This window comes from Myroides sp. DF42-4-2 (assembly GCF_030326445.1).
In the GTDB taxonomy this organism is placed as follows: domain Bacteria; phylum Bacteroidota; class Bacteroidia; order Flavobacteriales; family Flavobacteriaceae; genus Flavobacterium.
Map to the genome: position 1 here is coordinate 51,336 of NZ_JACAKI010000013.1, position 16,588 is coordinate 67,923.

The 16,588-nt window shown below is 37.6% G+C and carries 16 protein-coding genes; 11 read left to right on the forward strand and 5 right to left on the reverse strand.

The window, feature by feature from the left end; translation table 11 throughout:
- The first annotated feature begins 19 nt into the window (after positions 1-19).
- Together lepB and HX062_RS10730 are read left to right on the forward strand one after the other, a co-directional pair.
- The gene (gene lepB / locus HX062_RS10725; RefSeq protein ID WP_286467393.1) at positions 20-1,606 is read left to right on the forward strand and encodes a signal peptidase I; all 1,587 of its coding nucleotides are present in this window, start codon (positions 20-22) and stop codon (positions 1,604-1,606) included.
- A gap of 2 nt (positions 1,607-1,608) precedes the next feature.
- Entirely contained in the window at positions 1,609-2,235 is a 627-nt protein-coding gene (locus tag HX062_RS10730; RefSeq protein ID WP_286467394.1) for a WbqC family protein, read from the forward strand.
- Positions 2,236-2,686: 451 nt separating this feature from the next.
- On the opposite strand, the gene HX062_RS10735 is transcribed toward HX062_RS10730, so the two are convergent.
- The 4 genes from HX062_RS10735 to HX062_RS10750 form a co-directional block, all read right to left on the reverse strand.
- Positions 2,687-3,775: a peptidylprolyl isomerase gene (locus HX062_RS10735; RefSeq protein ID WP_182625727.1), complete on the reverse strand. Its 1,089-nt coding sequence runs from the start codon at positions 3,773-3,775 to the stop codon at positions 2,687-2,689.
- A gap of 5 nt (positions 3,776-3,780) precedes the next feature.
- Entirely contained in the window at positions 3,781-4,332 is a 552-nt protein-coding gene (gldI, locus tag HX062_RS10740) for a gliding motility-associated peptidyl-prolyl isomerase GldI (protein WP_286467395.1), read from the reverse strand.
- The gene (locus HX062_RS10745; RefSeq protein WP_182625729.1) at positions 4,325-5,347 is read right to left on the reverse strand and encodes a DHH family phosphoesterase; all 1,023 of its coding nucleotides are present in this window, start codon (positions 5,345-5,347) and stop codon (positions 4,325-4,327) included. The genes gldI and HX062_RS10745 overlap by 8 nt, the downstream gene beginning before the upstream one ends.
- 78 nt (positions 5,348-5,425) lie before the next feature.
- Complete coding sequence (locus HX062_RS10750; protein ID WP_286467426.1) at positions 5,426-6,109, reverse strand: Crp/Fnr family transcriptional regulator; 684 nt, start codon at positions 6,107-6,109, stop codon at positions 5,426-5,428.
- A 128-nt stretch (positions 6,110-6,237) separates the two neighbouring features.
- Here HX062_RS10750 and HX062_RS10755 point away from each other — a divergent pair, with 128 nt between their 5' ends.
- The 9 genes from HX062_RS10755 (at position 6,238) to HX062_RS10795 (ending at position 15,952) form a co-directional block, all read left to right on the forward strand.
- Complete coding sequence (locus tag HX062_RS10755; protein WP_286467396.1) at positions 6,238-8,619, forward strand: heavy metal translocating P-type ATPase; 2,382 nt, start codon at positions 6,238-6,240, stop codon at positions 8,617-8,619.
- Positions 8,620-8,704: 85 nt separating this feature from the next.
- A complete protein-coding gene (gene ccoS, locus HX062_RS10760) occupies positions 8,705-8,923 on the forward strand; it encodes a cbb3-type cytochrome oxidase assembly protein CcoS (protein WP_286467397.1) in 219 nt (72 codons plus the stop codon).
- Between the two features lie 6 nt (positions 8,924-8,929).
- Positions 8,930-11,113 carry a cytochrome-c oxidase, cbb3-type subunit I gene (gene ccoN / locus HX062_RS10765; protein WP_182625732.1) on the forward strand — a complete coding sequence of 728 codons (2,184 nt, stop codon included), beginning with the start codon at positions 8,930-8,932 and terminating at the stop codon, positions 11,111-11,113.
- An 18-nt stretch (positions 11,114-11,131) separates the two neighbouring features.
- The gene (locus HX062_RS10770; protein ID WP_158961321.1) at positions 11,132-11,338 is read left to right on the forward strand and encodes a cbb3-type cytochrome oxidase subunit 3; all 207 of its coding nucleotides are present in this window, start codon (positions 11,132-11,134) and stop codon (positions 11,336-11,338) included.
- Positions 11,335-12,342 (forward strand): cbb3-type cytochrome c oxidase N-terminal domain-containing protein, encoded by a 1,008-nt coding sequence (locus HX062_RS10775; RefSeq protein WP_286467399.1) that lies wholly within the window; start codon positions 11,335-11,337, stop codon positions 12,340-12,342. Before HX062_RS10770 ends, HX062_RS10775 begins: the two co-directional genes overlap by 4 nt.
- Before the next feature lie 73 nt (positions 12,343-12,415).
- Positions 12,416-13,837 carry a cytochrome c oxidase accessory protein CcoG gene (gene ccoG / locus HX062_RS10780; protein ID WP_286467400.1) on the forward strand — a complete coding sequence of 474 codons (1,422 nt, stop codon included), beginning with the start codon at positions 12,416-12,418 and terminating at the stop codon, positions 13,835-13,837.
- 19 nt (positions 13,838-13,856) lie between these two features.
- Positions 13,857-14,306, forward strand: a complete 450-nt coding sequence (locus HX062_RS10785; RefSeq protein ID WP_182625735.1) for a FixH family protein — start codon at positions 13,857-13,859, stop codon at positions 14,304-14,306.
- 5 nt (positions 14,307-14,311) lie between these two features.
- Positions 14,312-15,007: a sulfite exporter TauE/SafE family protein gene (locus tag HX062_RS10790; RefSeq protein ID WP_182625736.1), complete on the forward strand. Its 696-nt coding sequence runs from the start codon at positions 14,312-14,314 to the stop codon at positions 15,005-15,007.
- Positions 15,008-15,547: 540 nt separating this feature from the next.
- Positions 15,548-15,952, forward strand: a complete 405-nt coding sequence (locus HX062_RS10795) for a hypothetical protein (RefSeq protein WP_182625737.1) — start codon at positions 15,548-15,550, stop codon at positions 15,950-15,952.
- A 124-nt stretch (positions 15,953-16,076) separates the two neighbouring features.
- Here the strand turns inward: HX062_RS10795 and HX062_RS10800 are convergent, their stop codons facing one another.
- On the reverse strand, positions 16,077-16,526 hold the full coding sequence (locus HX062_RS10800; RefSeq protein ID WP_286467402.1) for a hypothetical protein: 450 nt from the start codon (positions 16,524-16,526) through the stop codon (positions 16,077-16,079).
- Positions 16,527-16,588 lie beyond the last annotated feature (62 nt).

Sequence of the window (16,588 nt, forward strand, 5' to 3'; positions counted from 1 at the left end):
AAGTTAAAAAACAAATAGTATGACAATAGCACAATGGTTTATTTTTTTCCTGTTGATCCAAGTGGTTCACTTTGTAGGAACTTGGAAATTATACGTAAAAGCAGGTAGAAAAGCATGGGAAGCAGCGGTTCCAGTATACAACGGAGTCGTATTGATGAAGATTATTAATCGCCCGTGGTGGTGGGTAATACTACTGTTCATTCCAATTGTCAACCTAATTATGTTCCCAGTCGTGTGGGTGGAAACATTGAGAAGTTTTGGAAAAAAATCAACACTAGATACTATTTTAGGGGTAGTTACTTTGGGATTGTACGTGGCTTTCATAAACTATGTAGGTCAAGTACACTATCGCGAGAATCGATCGCTAAAACCCGAAACGGAATCTGGAGAATTTGTTAGTTCGATTTTGTTCGCTGTAGTGGTAGCCACAGTTATTCATACCTATGCTATCCAACCCTATACGATTCCTACCTCGTCTTTGGAAAAAACCTTAATGGTTGGCGATTTCTTATTTGTAAGTAAATTTCACTATGGTGCTAGAACTCCAATGACAACAGTAGCCATGCCAATGGTACACGATACTATTCCATTTACGCATAGCAAGTCCTATTTGAATAAACCACATTTGCCTTATTTTAGATTACCTGGTTTTCAAAAAGTACAGCACAATGATATTGTGGTGTTTAACTGGCCTGTGGATACTATTTACAAATTCAATGATCCGGTAAGACGCCCTGGCGTTATTAAACCCATCGACAAGAAAACCAACTACGTAAAACGCGCTGTAGGTTTACCTGGAGATAATTTATCCGTAAAAGAAGGGGTTGTGTTTATCAATGATAAAGAATTACAACTCAACGATAGAGCACGTGTACAATATAGCTACTTAGTTGAAACAGATGGTACGTTAGATTTGCGCGCAATCATCAATGAGCGCAAAATTACTGAGGCTGTTACCTATGTGAACCGCCCGCATTACGGCGTATTCTTTCAAGGGTTAACAAATGATGATGTAGCGTATTTAAAAACCTTTAGCGGCGTAAAATCCGTGTTAAGAAGCCCAAATACGGCTCAACTTGGCTTATATGCTATGCCAAAAGATTATATCTTCCCCCACAACCAACCAACGTGGACCGAAAGCGAATTGGGGCCTATCCACATTCCTGCAAAAGGGGAGACTATTACCCTGACGGAAGAGAATTTACCTATGTATAAACGCGCTATTCGCGTGTATGAAGATAATGATCTACAAGTCAAAGACGGACAAATCTTCATCAACGGACAAGCGACTAATCAGTATACCTTTAAACAAAACTATTACTTCATGATGGGAGATAACCGCAACAACTCTGAAGATAGTAGAATGTGGGGATTTGTTCCAGAAGATCACATTGTTGGAAAACCAGTATTTGTTTGGATGAGCTTGGATCAAATGATTCCTTGGTCAAAAGCATTGGATAAAATACGTTGGGATCGCATGTTTATTACCGTAAATGGAAACGGCAAGCAAGTATCTTATTTCCCTTATTTTGTCGTGATCTTAGTAGGTTGGGGTAGTTATAGTTTGTACAAGAGAAGAAGAGATAAAAAGAATTCTAAGTTTTAGTAATGACCAATACAATTTTACTACATCCGACTTATTTTCCTTCGATAAGTCACTATGTAGCGATGGCACAAGCAGAGGCGCTTGTTTTTGAAGTTGAAGACAGCTTTCAAAAACAAACCAATAGAAACCGAATGTATATTCACAATGCCAATGGTATGCAAATGTTGAATATTCCCATCAAACACACCAAAGTAGGACCAGGTCAAAAGTTTAAAGATGTGCAAATCGAATACGCTTTTGGCTGGCAAAAACAACACTTTAAGAGCTTAGAAGCTGCCTACCGCACTTCGCCTTACTTTGAGTACTTTGAAGACGATATACGCCCAGTTTTTGAGAAAGATTACAAGTATATGTTGGACCTGAATCTAGAGATTCACGACATCATTACCTCTTGTTTAGGAGTGACATGGATCTATGACAAAACAGAAGAGTACTTTAAGGAAGTTCCAGCAGGCATAACCGATTTTAGAGACTTAGCCAATGGAAAGAAAGATGAGAATCAATTTGAACCTTATGTTCAAGTATTTGACGATAAGAACGGCTTTTTAAACAACCTCAGTATTTTAGACCTCTTATTTAACGAAGGACGAAATGCTGTAGACTATTTGAAAAATCAACAATTGAGATAAAAAAAAACCACCTGTATAGGTGGTTTTTTGGTTTATTGTTAACTGTTTCAAACCCGTACAAACAACAACGAGCAAACTGCGCAACGAGCAAACCTCGCAACGAGCAAACTTCGCAACGAGCAAACCTCGCAACGAGCAAACCTCGCAACGAGCAAACCTCGCAACGAGCAAACCTCGCAACGAGCAAACCGCGCAACGAGCAAACCGCGCAACGAGCAAACCGCGCAACGAGCAAACCGCGCAACGAGCAAACTGTGCAACGAGCAAACTGTGCAACGAGCAAACCGCGCAACGAGCAAACTTCGCAACGAGCAAACCGCGCAACGAGCAAACTTCGCAACGAGCAAACTTCGCAACGAGCAAACTTCGCAACGAGCAAACTTCGCAACGAGCAAACCGCGCAACGAGCAAACCGCGCATAAAAAAAAACTCCGCTTTAGCGGAGTTTTTTTTATTTTCTATCTGCATTTTCGTACAACTTCAGTTCAAAAACTAAGTCAGTGTTCGGAGGGATAGGACCCACACCGCGCTCTCCATATGCCAAATGTGCTGGAATAAAGATAATCGCTGTATCCCCAAAATTCATTTGCTCAATTCCTTCGATAAATCCAGGGATTAAACCTGTTTTTGCACCGAATTTAAATGGAATTGGGTTGTATCCTTTCATGTCAGCTCTGCGTTGATCAAACATATCAAATGATTTTGCAATCGATTCAATACCTGAGTCAAACAACATACCGTTTTCAAAAAATCCTGCATAATCTACATATACCTCTTGGCTGATTACCGGTTTTTTACCTGAACCTTTTTCTACAATCACATAGGCTAAACCAGAATCCAACACTTTTGCTGTGCTTTTTAACTCTTCAAATTTAGTAGCATAGCTCTTTTGTACTGCTGTTAAGTTATCTTCTTTTTCTTTTTTCTCTTTTGCTGCTTCTTCAAAGTAGTTTTTAAACACTTTTACAGCATCAAATTTTTTCGCCTCTTTCCCTTGACGGATGATTTTCACACTTTCGATTACATCGTCTTTTGCAATGCTATTTACAACGTCCATTCCTTTTACAGTATAGCCGAAAACGGAATGTCTATTATCTAAAAATTGCGTTGGTTTATGCGTGATGAAAAACTGACTTCCATTGGTAAAAGGACCGCTGTTAGCCATTGATAAAGTACCTGGTTTATCATGGGTTAATTCCGGAGAAAACTCATCCTGAAAAACATAACCAGGGCCACCAGCACCCGTACCTGTTGGATCTCCCCCTTGGATAACGAAATCCTTCTCTACACGGTGAAATTTAATTCCATCATAGTAGTTTTTTCCTTTGTATTTTTCGTCGACAAAAGGGTTTTTTCCCTCAGCTAAACTCACAAAGTTAGCAACTGTAATTGGCGCTTTATCATAAGCCAACTCCACAATAATATTGCCCTTGTTTGTTTTTATGTCCGCATACAACCCGTCAGGTAAATCTGACTTCTGAGTCGTACAAGCCGACACTAAAGCGACTAAACTTAAAATTAAACTCGTCATTTTTTTCATTTTTATTAATTAGATTTTGTGATTGATTCCAAGGAAACGATTAGGATTAAAGGTTGATTTTTAGCAATGGCCTTTTGATCACCTAGATAGCTATACGCCAAGCTGGATGGAGTTAATACTTTGATTTGCTCCTTGGCTTTTAGCATTTTTAAACTACTTCTCAATACGGGCAGGATGTCTTCTTCGTCAACTTTATAAGTTAGTGATCCAATAGCCGTTTTAGGGTAAATGATACTGTCATTCACATGGTGAACTTCGTATGTATATCGCACAATATCGCCTTTGACCGGTTTGATGGAGTCTTTGACTGCTCGTTGTTGGTAAGCGAACCAAAAGCCTGTGTTTGAATGGAAGTATTCGTTGGCTGTGTCGTGTTCTCTGTACTTTTTGAAGATGTCCTCCTCGCTTTCTCTCATTTCTATGTTGCGATCAATAGATAGCTTGGTCTCAACAGATTTTGATTGAGAAATTGGTTTTCTCGCTTCTTCTTTTTTTTGACAACTCGTCAATATACAAGCTAAAGCAAGCAAGGCAAAGCTAAAACGTAGGTTAAGCATAAAAGTCTTGTTTGTGATTAGTTACAATTTCTATATAGCGTTTAATTGTATCTTCCAGGGATAAGGTTGATTTACCACCCGCTGCGTTAATATGTCCACCCCCTTCAAAATAGGTTCGAGCCAACTGATTGACATCGAGGTTCCCTGAGGAACGGAAAGATATCTTAATGATTCCTTCCTCTTGCCGTTCAATAAAGAAGGCGGTTAGGTCAATTCCAGCGATCGAAAGTCCGTAATTGACAAGTCCTTCTGTATCGCCTTTTTGGTGTTTGAATTCCTCCAAGTCTTGATCACTTAAAAACAAGTAGGAAGCTTGTGTATCGGGAATCAAGCGCAAGTTTTGCAGTGCTCTTCCCATCAGCTGTAGGCGATTGAATGAGCTATTGTCAAATAAAGCGTGGTGTATCGCCGGATTGTCGATACCTTTATCAATTAAGGCAGCCACCACTTGATGGGTTTTAGCCGTTGTCTTCGGAAAGCGAAAAGAACCAGAATCAGTTACAATTCCAGTATAAATGCAAGTCGCTGCATCTTGGTCAACCAAGTCTGTCAGTTGCATTTGTTCTAAGAGCGAATAAAGCAATTCACAAGTGGAGCCAAAAGAAGTGTCTGAAAAAGTTAGCTTGGCATAATCACCCGGCATTTGATGATGGTCAATCATCACAAAATCGTTGGTTAGGGTTGCTAAAAAAGCACCCATTTCATCGCCAGTGCGCGATAGAATATTAAAATCTAACGTAAAAATGCAATCGCTATTTTTAAGGATGTGTTGTCCGGCTGTTTTATTAAAATCGTACACTTTAATTTGGGAAGTTCCCGGCATCCACGCCAAGAAATTAGGGTAATCATTAGGAGAGATTACCTCTACTTTATGTCCTAATTTTACTAGCACATGATATAAGCCTAAACAAGAGCCTATTGCATCGCCATCGGGATTGCGATGGGGGATGATAGTAAAGCGCTTTGCAGGCGAACTGATGAGTTGTTTTAACGAATCTAATGTTGTATGCTTCATAATGCGAAAATAAGTTATTTTGCATCATTTGCATAAAAATATAGATGAATTTAATTAAATTAAAACGACAGTTCGCATTTATTCTGCTAATGAACGAAGCTCTCGCTTGTCCACGAGAATAATGTCTTTTCCTTTGAGTTGGATGATGCCTTCTTTTTTGAGTTCAGAAAGTAAGCGAATACAACTTTCAGTAGCTGTTCCTACCATATTAGCTAAGTCTTCACGCGATAATTTGATGTTTAACGCTTGCGTTTCCGCAGATGAACCACCTAAATCTTCCAGTTTCAACAAGATAATAGCTAAGCGTTCTTTTACTGTTTTATGCGTTTGATTGGCCAAATCTTGATCCGCGTCTTTTAAGTGTGTACAGATATCGCGCGTAACCAATAACGAAAATTTATTGTTGTCCGTGAAGTTTTCGAGCATTTCCTTTTTGGGGATAAAGCACACTTGCATATCTTCTAAAGCCGTCGCAGAAAGATTGGACGCCTCCTCATTGATAATCGAACGTTGACCTAATAAGTCTCCCCGTTTTGCTAATTTAACTATGGAGTCCTTTCCGTTAGAATTTAATTTTGTTAATTTACAGAATCCCTCCTTTATACAATAAACACCATTCAAACTATCCCCTTCAGAGAAAATATTTTCTCCTTTCTTAATGATAAAGTGGGTTTTTGTTTCTGAAATAGCTAGTAACTCCTCTCTAGTTAAAGCCTTTAGAGAACTGAATTCTCTAACCATACATTGCTCACATCGTCCCATACCTGAATATACTAATTTTAATGTAATTGGTGAAATACCTCTGCAAAGATAGTGGTATTTACTGATAAATGTCATAAATTTTAGGAGAATTAACCAAGACCTTTGTACAAGGTAAATGAGCAAATTTTATGGAGAAAAAAGCGTGTTTTCATTGTGGTAACAGTGTTACTGCATTTAATCGTATAGACTACGATGAAAAAATGTTTTGTTGTAACGGTTGTAAGACTGTCTACGAAATCTTTAATGAAAACGATTTTACCTGTTATTATGACCTTGAATCAACACCTGGAGCTACTCCTGAAGATGTACAAGGGAAATACGATTTCTTAACCAATGCGGATATTGTAGAAAAGCTACTGGAATTTAACGAAGGAACAACAGCTATTGTTTCCTTGTATATTCCCCATATACACTGTAGTTCTTGTATTTGGATATTGGAAAACCTACACAAGTTGAACGCTGGAGTTTACCGCGTATTAGTCAACTTCCCTGAGAAAAAGGCAACCATTACCTATGATACCGAAAAAATTGATCTGAAGGAAGTTGTTTTGTTGCTCTGCCGAATTGGGTATGAACCTTATATCAGTTTGAAAAATTACGAGGAAAAACCCAATAGCATCGATCGCAGTTTGATCTATAAAATAGGAGTGGCTTTTTTCTGCTATGGCAATGTGATGATGTTGTCGTTTCCCGAGTATTTTAATATAGACGATGTGTGGATGGAACAATACAAGAGTTTCTTCCGTTGGTTGATTTTGTTTTTGTCTCTGCCAGTGTTTTTCTATTCTGCTTCTCCCTATCACAAAGCGGCTTGGACGGGAATAAAAACGAAGAATTACACCATTGACATACCGATGTCTTTAGGAATTATAGTGATGTTTATTCGCAGTACGGTCGATATCGTTTTCGATTTAGGACCGGGATTTTTTGACAGTATGACGATGTTGGTGTTCTTTATGCTTTTGGGAAAACTCTTTCAGCAGCGCACCTATAACTTCTTGTCCTTTGAGCGCGATTACAAATCGTATTTTCCCATTGCCATTACAAAACTAGGCAAAGACGGAGTAGAAGAACCCATTCAGGTGTATGAAGTGGAGCAAGGAGATCGCCTCTTGATTCGCAATCAAGAATTGCTGCCAGTGGATTCGATTTTGTTATCTGAACGCGCGTTTATCGACTATAGCTTTGTAACAGGAGAAGCGATACCCGTAGAAAAAAAATCGGGAGATAAGTTATTTGCTGGAGGAAAACAAATGGGAGAGGCTGTAGAGGTCGAAGCTATTAATAAAGTATCCCAAAGTTATTTGACGCAATTGTGGAGTAATGAGGTTTTCCAAAAACGCGTTGACCTAAAATACAAAACTATTACCGATACGGTGAGTCACTACTTCACGCCGGCGTTGTTAACCATATCTGTTTTAGCGTTTATTGGCTGGGCTTTTGTTGATTTAAACAGCGCTTTTAACGTAGTAACGGCCATTTTAATTGTTGCTTGTCCGTGCGCCTTAGCCTTAACTGCGCCTTTTACCTTGGGAAATGCCATCCGCATATTAGGACGCAAGAAGTTCTTCCTTAAAAATGTAACAGTCGTGGAGCAAATGGCAAAAGTAGATACCCTTGTTTTTGACAAAACAGGAACGATTACCACAAATGCACAATCGACAATTCGATACGAAGGTTTGGAGTTGAACAAACAGCAACAAACCGATATAAAAAATTTAGTACGCGCTTCTAATCACCCGCTAAGTCGCAAACTGTACGCTTTTTTACAAGCAAAAGTCGTGAGTAAGCCAACCCAGTTTGAAGAAATTGCAGGTAAGGGGATTGTAGGAGAAATTAGCGGAAAAGAATACAAAATAGGATCTGCCACTTTAGTACAAGCTGATGTCCAAGGAAAAATAAACGAAACAGCTGTACATATTGCCATTGATGGGCAGTATTTTGGCAAGTTTATCTTTGAAAATCACTACCGCCCTGGTTTGGAAACGCTCTTTAAAAATTTGCGTAAACACCAGTATAAGTTGAGTATTCTCTCTGGAGATAACGAAGGAGAAAAGGCCTATTTACAAGCCATCCTTCCTCAAGATACCGCCTTGGCATTTAATCAAAAACCAGAGGAGAAATTAGAGTATGTCAAAGCGCTACAACAACAAGGAGGCAATGTTATGATGATTGGAGATGGGCTAAACGATGCAGGTGCCCTAGCTCAAAGTAATGTAGGAGTATCTGTGTCAGAAAATGTCAATGTATTTACTCCAGCGAGTGATGCAATTTTAGATGCAACCGTATTTGACCGTTTATTGGGTTATTTGGTTTTTTCTAAACAAGCTGTTAAAGTTATTAAGCTCAGCTATGTGCTAGCTTTAACGTATAATGTGATTGGGATTACGGTGTCGATTATGAATATGATGTCGCCTTTATTGGCTGCTATTTTGATGCCAATCAGTACGTTTACTATCATTAGCTTCGTTACTGTATTGACAAATTATTATGGAAAAAAGATAAAATAAAAAAACTAATTATTAGGTTTTTGGTGATATTTATCATATTTTTAGCTAATATATATTGTTAACTTTGTTTTAATAATAATGAGGTATGAGTGTTATTTATTTCTTAATTAGTATCAGTGTTTTCGTGGCAGGGATCTTCCTCTACATTTTTATTAAGTCTGTAAAAAGTGGTCAGTTTGACGACGCTTATACGCCTTCTGTACGCATGTTGTTCGATGATGAGTTGAAAAAAGAAGAGAAAGTGGACAAGAAAACAGGAGCAAAACAAGGTGAAGAAAATAATCAAAAAGAAAATCAAATATAAACAACTATGGAAGTGCAACAATTTTATTATGACAACAAAATTGTAAAGAAATTCCTTTACGCATCGATCTTTTTTGGTGCCGTTGGGATGCTTGTAGGATTACTATTAGCGGTACTGTTTATATTTCCTAACTTGACCGATGGTATTCCTTGGTTGAGCTATGGAAGGTTACGTCCGCTACACACGAATGCAGTTATTTTTGCCTTCGTTGGAAATGCAATCTTTGCAGGGGTTTACTATTCTTTACAGCGTTTGTGTAAGTCAAGAATGTACAGTGATGTTTTGAGTAACATTCACTTTTATGGATGGCAAACGATTATTGCAGCAGCAGCAATCACCTTGCCTCTAGGTTTTACTACTTCAAAAGAGTATGCTGAATTAGAGTGGCCAATTGACATCGCCATTGCGGTAATTTGGGTTACCTTCGGTATCAACATGATTATGACGATCATCAATCGTAGAGAGCGTCACATTTATGTTGCTATCTGGTTCTATTTAGCAACTTTTGTAACAGTAGCAGTATTACACATCTTTAACTCGTTAGAGTTACCTGTTCACGGATTGAAATCATACTCTGTGTACGCAGGAGTTCAAGATGCACTGGTGCAATGGTGGTACGGACACAATGCCGTGGCCTTCTTCTTGACCACTCCTTTCTTAGGGTTGATGTATTACTTCTTGCCAAAAGCAGCGAATAGACCAGTGTATTCTTACCGTTTATCTATCATTCACTTCTGGTCATTAATTTTCTTGTATATCTGGGCTGGACCACACCACTTATTGTATTCAGCTCTACCAGAATGGGCACAAAACTTAGGAGTAGTATTCTCTGTAATGTTGATTGCTCCATCTTGGGGAGGTATGATTAACGGTTTATTGACCTTGCGTGGAGTATGGGATAAAGTAAGAGTAGATCCTGTGTTGAAATTCTTCGTAGTAGGTATTACAGGATACGGTATGGCGACGTTTGAAGGACCTATGTTGTCGTTGAAAAACGTAAACGCTATTGCACACTATACGGATTGGATCGTAGCTCACGTACACGTGGGAGCCTTAGCATGGAATGGTTTCATGACTTTTGGTATGGTGTACTGGTTAATCCCTAGAATGACAAAAACAGAATTGTATTCTAAAGCATTAGCTAACTTCCACTTCTGGATCGGAACATTGGGTATTATCTTATACACGATACCTTTATATGTAGCAGGTTTCTCTCAACACTTAATGTGGAAAGACTTCGATCCATCAGGAACATTGAAATATGGTAACTTCCTTGAAACAGTAACTGCAATTATGCCGATGTATATCATGCGTGCGATTGGAGGAACGTTCTACCTAATCGGATTATTCGTATTGATTTACTTAGTATACAAAACAGTAAGAGTTGGTAAACCAGTAGAAGACGAATTAGCAGAAGCACCAGAATTAAAAAGAATTTCTGCTTCTCGTTTAAAAGGAGAAGCTTGGCATACTTGGTTAGAAAGAAGACCAATCCAATTTACAATCCTTACAACCGTAGCGATTTTAATTGGAGGTATTGTACAAATTGTACCGACCATTTTTGTGAAATCCAATATTCCAACGATTTCCAGTGTGAAACCTTATACGCCATTGGAGCTAGAAGGTAGAGACTTGTATATCCGTGAAGGATGTGTGGGATGTCACTCTCAAATGATTCGACCATTCCGTTCAGAAGTTGAGCGTTATGGTGAGTATTCAAAATCAGGTGAATACGTATATGACCACCCATTCTTATGGGGTTCTAAACGTACAGGACCAGACGTGATGCGCGTTGGACAGAAATATTCAGATATCTGGCATTTCAACCACATGTATAATCCACAATCAACTTCTCCAGGATCTATTATGCCAGGATATAAATGGTTGTTCGATAACAAACAAGCGGATTTCTCACGCATTGAGAAAAAAATGAGAGTGATGAGAACGCTTGGTGTTCCTTATACAGATGAAGATATTGCAAATGCAAGACAGTCAATGAAAGAACAAGGAGAGCAAATCGCCTTGAATTTCCAAACAGACCCGGATTATAAAAATTCATATTTAGCTAGTGAAAAAGCAGCTAAAGAAAGTGGACAGGAGTTCGTTCCAATGAGCGAACGTGAGATTGTTGCTATGGTTGCTTACTTACAACGTTTAGGTACAGACATCAAGAATAGAGTTGAGGAATAATAAAAAAGAGAAAGCATTATGTTGAAATTTATTAAACATACAATGGAGACAATAGGAGGGATTGAAATTTATCCGATTATATCCCTGCTTATATTCTTTACCTTTTTTGTAGGCTTGTTTGTATGGGTGTTTACCTATAAAAAAGAAACGATTGAAGAATTGAGCAATATGCCATTTCTAGATGACGAAAAGCACAATGTTGATCCTAATTCAGAAAAATTATGAAAAAGTATTTTCCAGTATATGTAAGAGTTCCATTACTATTCTTGCTATTTTATGTATTAGTAGAATGGGTAGCAGGCGGAACTGCACAAAGACCTGCTTTCATCGATCATCCTGCGGTGCTTATTTTGTTGGGATTGTTTTTATTCGCGCTCATAGCTGTAGAAATTGTAGCTTCTGCAACGAATAAAGTACTCAATCGCTTAATGACTCCAGAAGAGTTAGCTGCGAAAGAAAAACAAGACAACCTAGCTTTTGCTGATAGACCTTGGGTGAAACGATTGATGCAAAAAATGACGCGTACAACATCAGTAAGTGATGAAGGAGAGTTGTTGATGGATCATGACTACGATGGTATTAAAGAGTTAGATAACGAATTACCACCTTGGTGGGTAGGGTTATTTTACGTGACTGTCATCTTCTCAGTTGTATACTTATTGAGATTCCACGTATTTGGAGGCGACAACCAAATTGTTGAATACGAAAAGTCAGTGGCAATTGCCAAAGAACAAATTGAGGAATACAGAAAGACAGCTGCGGATTTAATCTCTGCAGATGAGGCACAATACTTAACAGATGAAAGTTCGTTAGCCGCAGGTAAAAAGATTTTCGAAACCAACTGTATGGTGTGTCACCAAGCAGACGGAGGTGGAGGAATCGGACCGAACCTAACTGATGATCATTGGATTTTAGGTGGAGGTGTTAAAAATATTTTCCACACCATTGCAAAAGGTGGACGTCCTGGTAAAGGAATGGTCGATTGGGAAAAAACACTAAAACCATCTGAGATCGAGAAAGTAACCTCTTATGTTATTTCATTAAATGGTACAACTCCTGCAAGTCCGAAAGAGGCAGAAGGAGATATCATTTGGTCAAAAGCAGAATTAGAAGGTTCAGCAGCTGCTGAAGCTGATGAGGAAGCAGCTGTACCAAGTGATGAAGCTGTAGCGACAGACGCAGCTGAAAACAAGTCAAGAGTAAATTCTGACACAAACAAAAAAAACTAATAAACACATATAAAGGAGTTGAGTGGAGTATTTATACACATACTCAACTCCTTTTATAAAAACACACAAGGCTATGGAAAATGGAAATAATGAGAGTTTTAGAGACTCTATAAGTACCATTGACAAAGATGGTAAAAGGGCATGGATTTATCCTAAAAAGCCGTCTGGGCCATATTACAACAAGCGAAAAATAGTAAGTTATTTATTGCTGGTTTTTTTACTTGTAGCACCGTTCATCAAAATTAATGGAAACCAATTGTTGCTCTTTAATGTAATTGATCGAAAGTTCAACATTTTTAGCTTCCCATTTTGGCCACAAGACTTCTATTTGGTGGTAATTTCAATGATTATTGGTGTTGTTTTTGTAACGTTATTTACGGTTTCATTTGGTCGTATTTTCTGCGGTTGGATCTGCCCGCAAACTATTTTTATGGAGATGGTTTTCAGGCGAATCGAATATTGGATTGACGGCGATAGAGGCGCGCAAATGAGGTTAGAAAAGCAACCGTGGAACTCAGAGAAAATACGCAAAAGACTCTTGAAATGGTTCATTTTCTTCGTCATTTCATTCCTTATCGCTAACGTATTCTTATCCTATATCATAGGAAGTGATGCGGTATTGCTAATGATTGAAGACGGTCCTTTTGCTCATTTGGGCAATTTTATTGGACTGATCATCTTTACTTCTGCCTTCTACTTTGTCTTTACTTGGTTTAGAGAACAAGTATGTGTAATCGCTTGTCCTTACGGACGATTACAAGGCGTGCTGTTAGATAATAAATCCATTATTGTTGCTTATGACCACGTCCGTGGAGAACGCACAAAAGGAAGAGGAAAATTTAAAAAAGGCGAAGATAGAGAAGCAGAGGGAATTGGAGACTGTATTGACTGTAAACAATGTGTGAACGTTTGCCCTACAGGAATTGATATCCGAAATGGAACCCAGCTAGAATGTGTCAACTGTACCGCTTGTATTGATGAATGTGATTTCGTGATGGAAAAAGCAGGTCTCCCAAAAGGGTTGATTCGCTATGCCTCTGAAGAGGAAATCGTAGAGAATAAACCGTATTCTTTCACGCCACGCCAAAAAGGATATACCGTTGTATTGTCTATTTTAATAGCCGTACTTATCGGACTCCTATTCTTGAGAACCGACGTAGAAGCAAGGGTATTGCGCGTTGCTGGTAAAACGTTTGAACACAAAGGAGCGAATATCTCCAATGTGTATACCTTCAAAATTATGAACAAAACCATGAAGGAGTATAACAACCTTACTTTTAAGGTGAGAAAACCAGAAACAGCAGAAGTTAAATTGGTTGGACATGACGAAATTAAAGTAGCAAAAGAAGCCTATAGTGAAGGTGTTCTATTTATCGAAATTCCACAAAAAGATTTGGATGGATATAGTACTAAAGTTACTATTGATGTATACGACGGGGATCGTTTGATTCAAACAACGAAAACAAACTTTTTAGGTCCGCGAATGTTGAATTAAAAATTAAAAATAGTTAGGTATGAAATTTAATTTTGGAACAGGAATCGTAATTGCCATCGCGCTTTTTATGATTTTCATTTTACAGTATGTCATTCGCGTTCAAGTTGATGCGAAATACGATAATCAATTGGTAACAGAAAACTATTACCAACAAGAGGTTGAGGTGGATTCACGTCGTGAGAGAGAGATGAATGCACTGAAACTCGATGAACAAATTACAATCTACAGTACTTCAAGCGGAATCAAAATCGGATTCCCTGAAAGTTTTGACTACAACAAGATACATGGAAAAATATTCCTATACAGACCGTCTAACCAGCAATTAGACTTTGATACTCTCATATCATTGTCTTCTTCCAATTTGCTCATACCTAACACAAATCTGGTAGACGGTCGTTGGGATATTGTGGTGGAATGGAACTATAACGATCAGTCGTATAGAAATGTTAAACAAATAACGATTAAGTAGAGACTTTGATTTCGGCACTTATATTTGGCTTAGTGAGCAGTCTGCACTGCATTGGAATGTGCGGACCGATTGCCTTGATGTTGCCAATTAGCCAAAACAATCAAGTAGTAAAAATTAGGCAGATGTTCACCTATCACATAGGAAGAATAGCTGCCTATTCTTTATTAGGCTTCGTCTTTGGTTTATTTGGCAAAGGGTTATTTTTAGCTGGATTTCAACAACAATTATCTATCGTTGTGGGAATTATTATGATCGTCTTAGCTCTTGTTCCCACCAATCGCATCGGAAACTTTAACCTGTTAAAACCGATGTATCGCTTTGTGAACTGGATTAAATCTTCCTTGGGAAAACAATTCAAAAAGAAATCGCCGAATGCCTTGTTTTTTATCGGTTTCTTCAATGGGTTTTTACCGTGTGGAATGGTATATGTCGCCTTGTTTGGCGCACTAGCTACCCAGGATGTTTTTCTCGGTATGGCGTATATGGCTTTTTTCGGACTGGGAACGATTCCTTTGATGAGTTTGGTCATTTATTTTAAAAACCTGTTCTCAGAACGCTTCAGACGTAACGTGATGAAATACTATCCCGTTGTAATTGTGTTGATTGGTATGCTATTTATTATCCGAGGGTTGGGGTTAAATATCCCATTTTTGTCTCCTGATACGTTGAATTTGTTCGTACGTGGAGAAGCAATGTGTTAAATAATGCTTAAAAATAGTGACTTTTGTCTGTGACAGTTGTCTTACTAATAGAACAACAGCAAGTATGCGTATTATTAGCTATGAAAAAGAGTACAAGCAGTTGTTCGATTGCTATAGAAAAAGAGAAAAAAAAAAGGAAAGACCATGTCTTTCCTTTTTTTTTGAAGCAGGTAAACTTGACTTAACCCTCATAATTCTCCCCCAATAATGCGCTACTTCTCTACGTTTAGCCTTTATATTCTATAATTTAGCCTTTGAAAAGTGAATGTTTGTTATTCAAAATTTTCTAATTATTGAGTTTAGTCTTAAAGTTTTGAATTATTTCCTGCAATTTGAGGTATTTTTCATGTTAATTTTTTGATGTTATGTGTTGTTTGTCTTTGTGTTAATATATTATCTTGTTTAATTTAATAAAATATTTTGTTTAATTTTACTATGATTGTTATAAAGTTGATGGTATTGCAAAAATAGAGTTATATTTTCTAAACATAGTAATATTTCTTAAATTCACTGTAGAAAAAAAATTAAAATTTGTTGTTTATGAAAGCAAAAGTACAGTATAATGATTTTAAAGGTACTGTAGCTGCAGACATATCAGATATGATTGCAGTTAACAAAGGTAATTACATCAGCAGTATTGGGGAGTACTTCGATGTAGATCAAGAGCGTTTTAAAGTAGTAGGGGTTTCTCTACAGGGAATTCAAGATTTTGAATTGACCATGCTTTGTATTGACAAAGAGAAAAGTACGCCATTCAAAGAGCATTTGGTAAAAATGAAATTTGATCTTGATGCAGAAGGACAAAAACAAATGTTAGGTTTGTTGTTTAAACGATTAAATGTTGTTCTTTTCGATTCAGGTGAAAATGAAAACGAGTATGCGAACGATAATTACGACGAAGTCGTTAATTATGCAGATTTTCATCAAAAAGAAGAGTTGGACTAAACCGTATTTTTTCTAACGAATAAAAAGAAAAGGTTCTCGACAAGGTTGAGAACCTTTTTTTGTTGAAAATAGCAAATAAAAAAAGGACAACGCCCGTTGTCCTTTTTTGTATTGTAGTGTTAATTTAATAATTGTCTTTTCTCCAATTGATTACGTCTGCTAATATTTTTTCTGTGTCAGGGTGTACATCTTCTAAGTAATTCTCCGTGTATAGCGTATAGGTTGCTTTATCTAAACGCAACTTCACTTGATTATTATTGATGACTTTTACTGAAATTTGCCCAGAAGAATCTACAAATAGCTGGTTTCTTTTTGAGGTTTGGTCTTCTTTTAACGTAAGGAAAATAGGCGTTTGCGAGCCTCCAGTAAGTCTGCTGTCTTGTTGATACACCAATGTTGCCTTCCCGTCTTTATAGGTAAAATAATAGTTTTTAAACATAAATGTCTTTGCTGTAAAAACTTTGGTTTTACTTTTGTCCAAGGTATAAGGTGAAGAAACTATCGTTTCAGTAGTTTGACAACTCTGTACAAGAGGTGCCAAGGCTAGTAGGGTAAGGATAAATAGCTTTTTCATAAGTAAAATTGGTGTGATTCAATAAGACCAAAATAAGATAAAAGTTTAATAAAACAAAATAT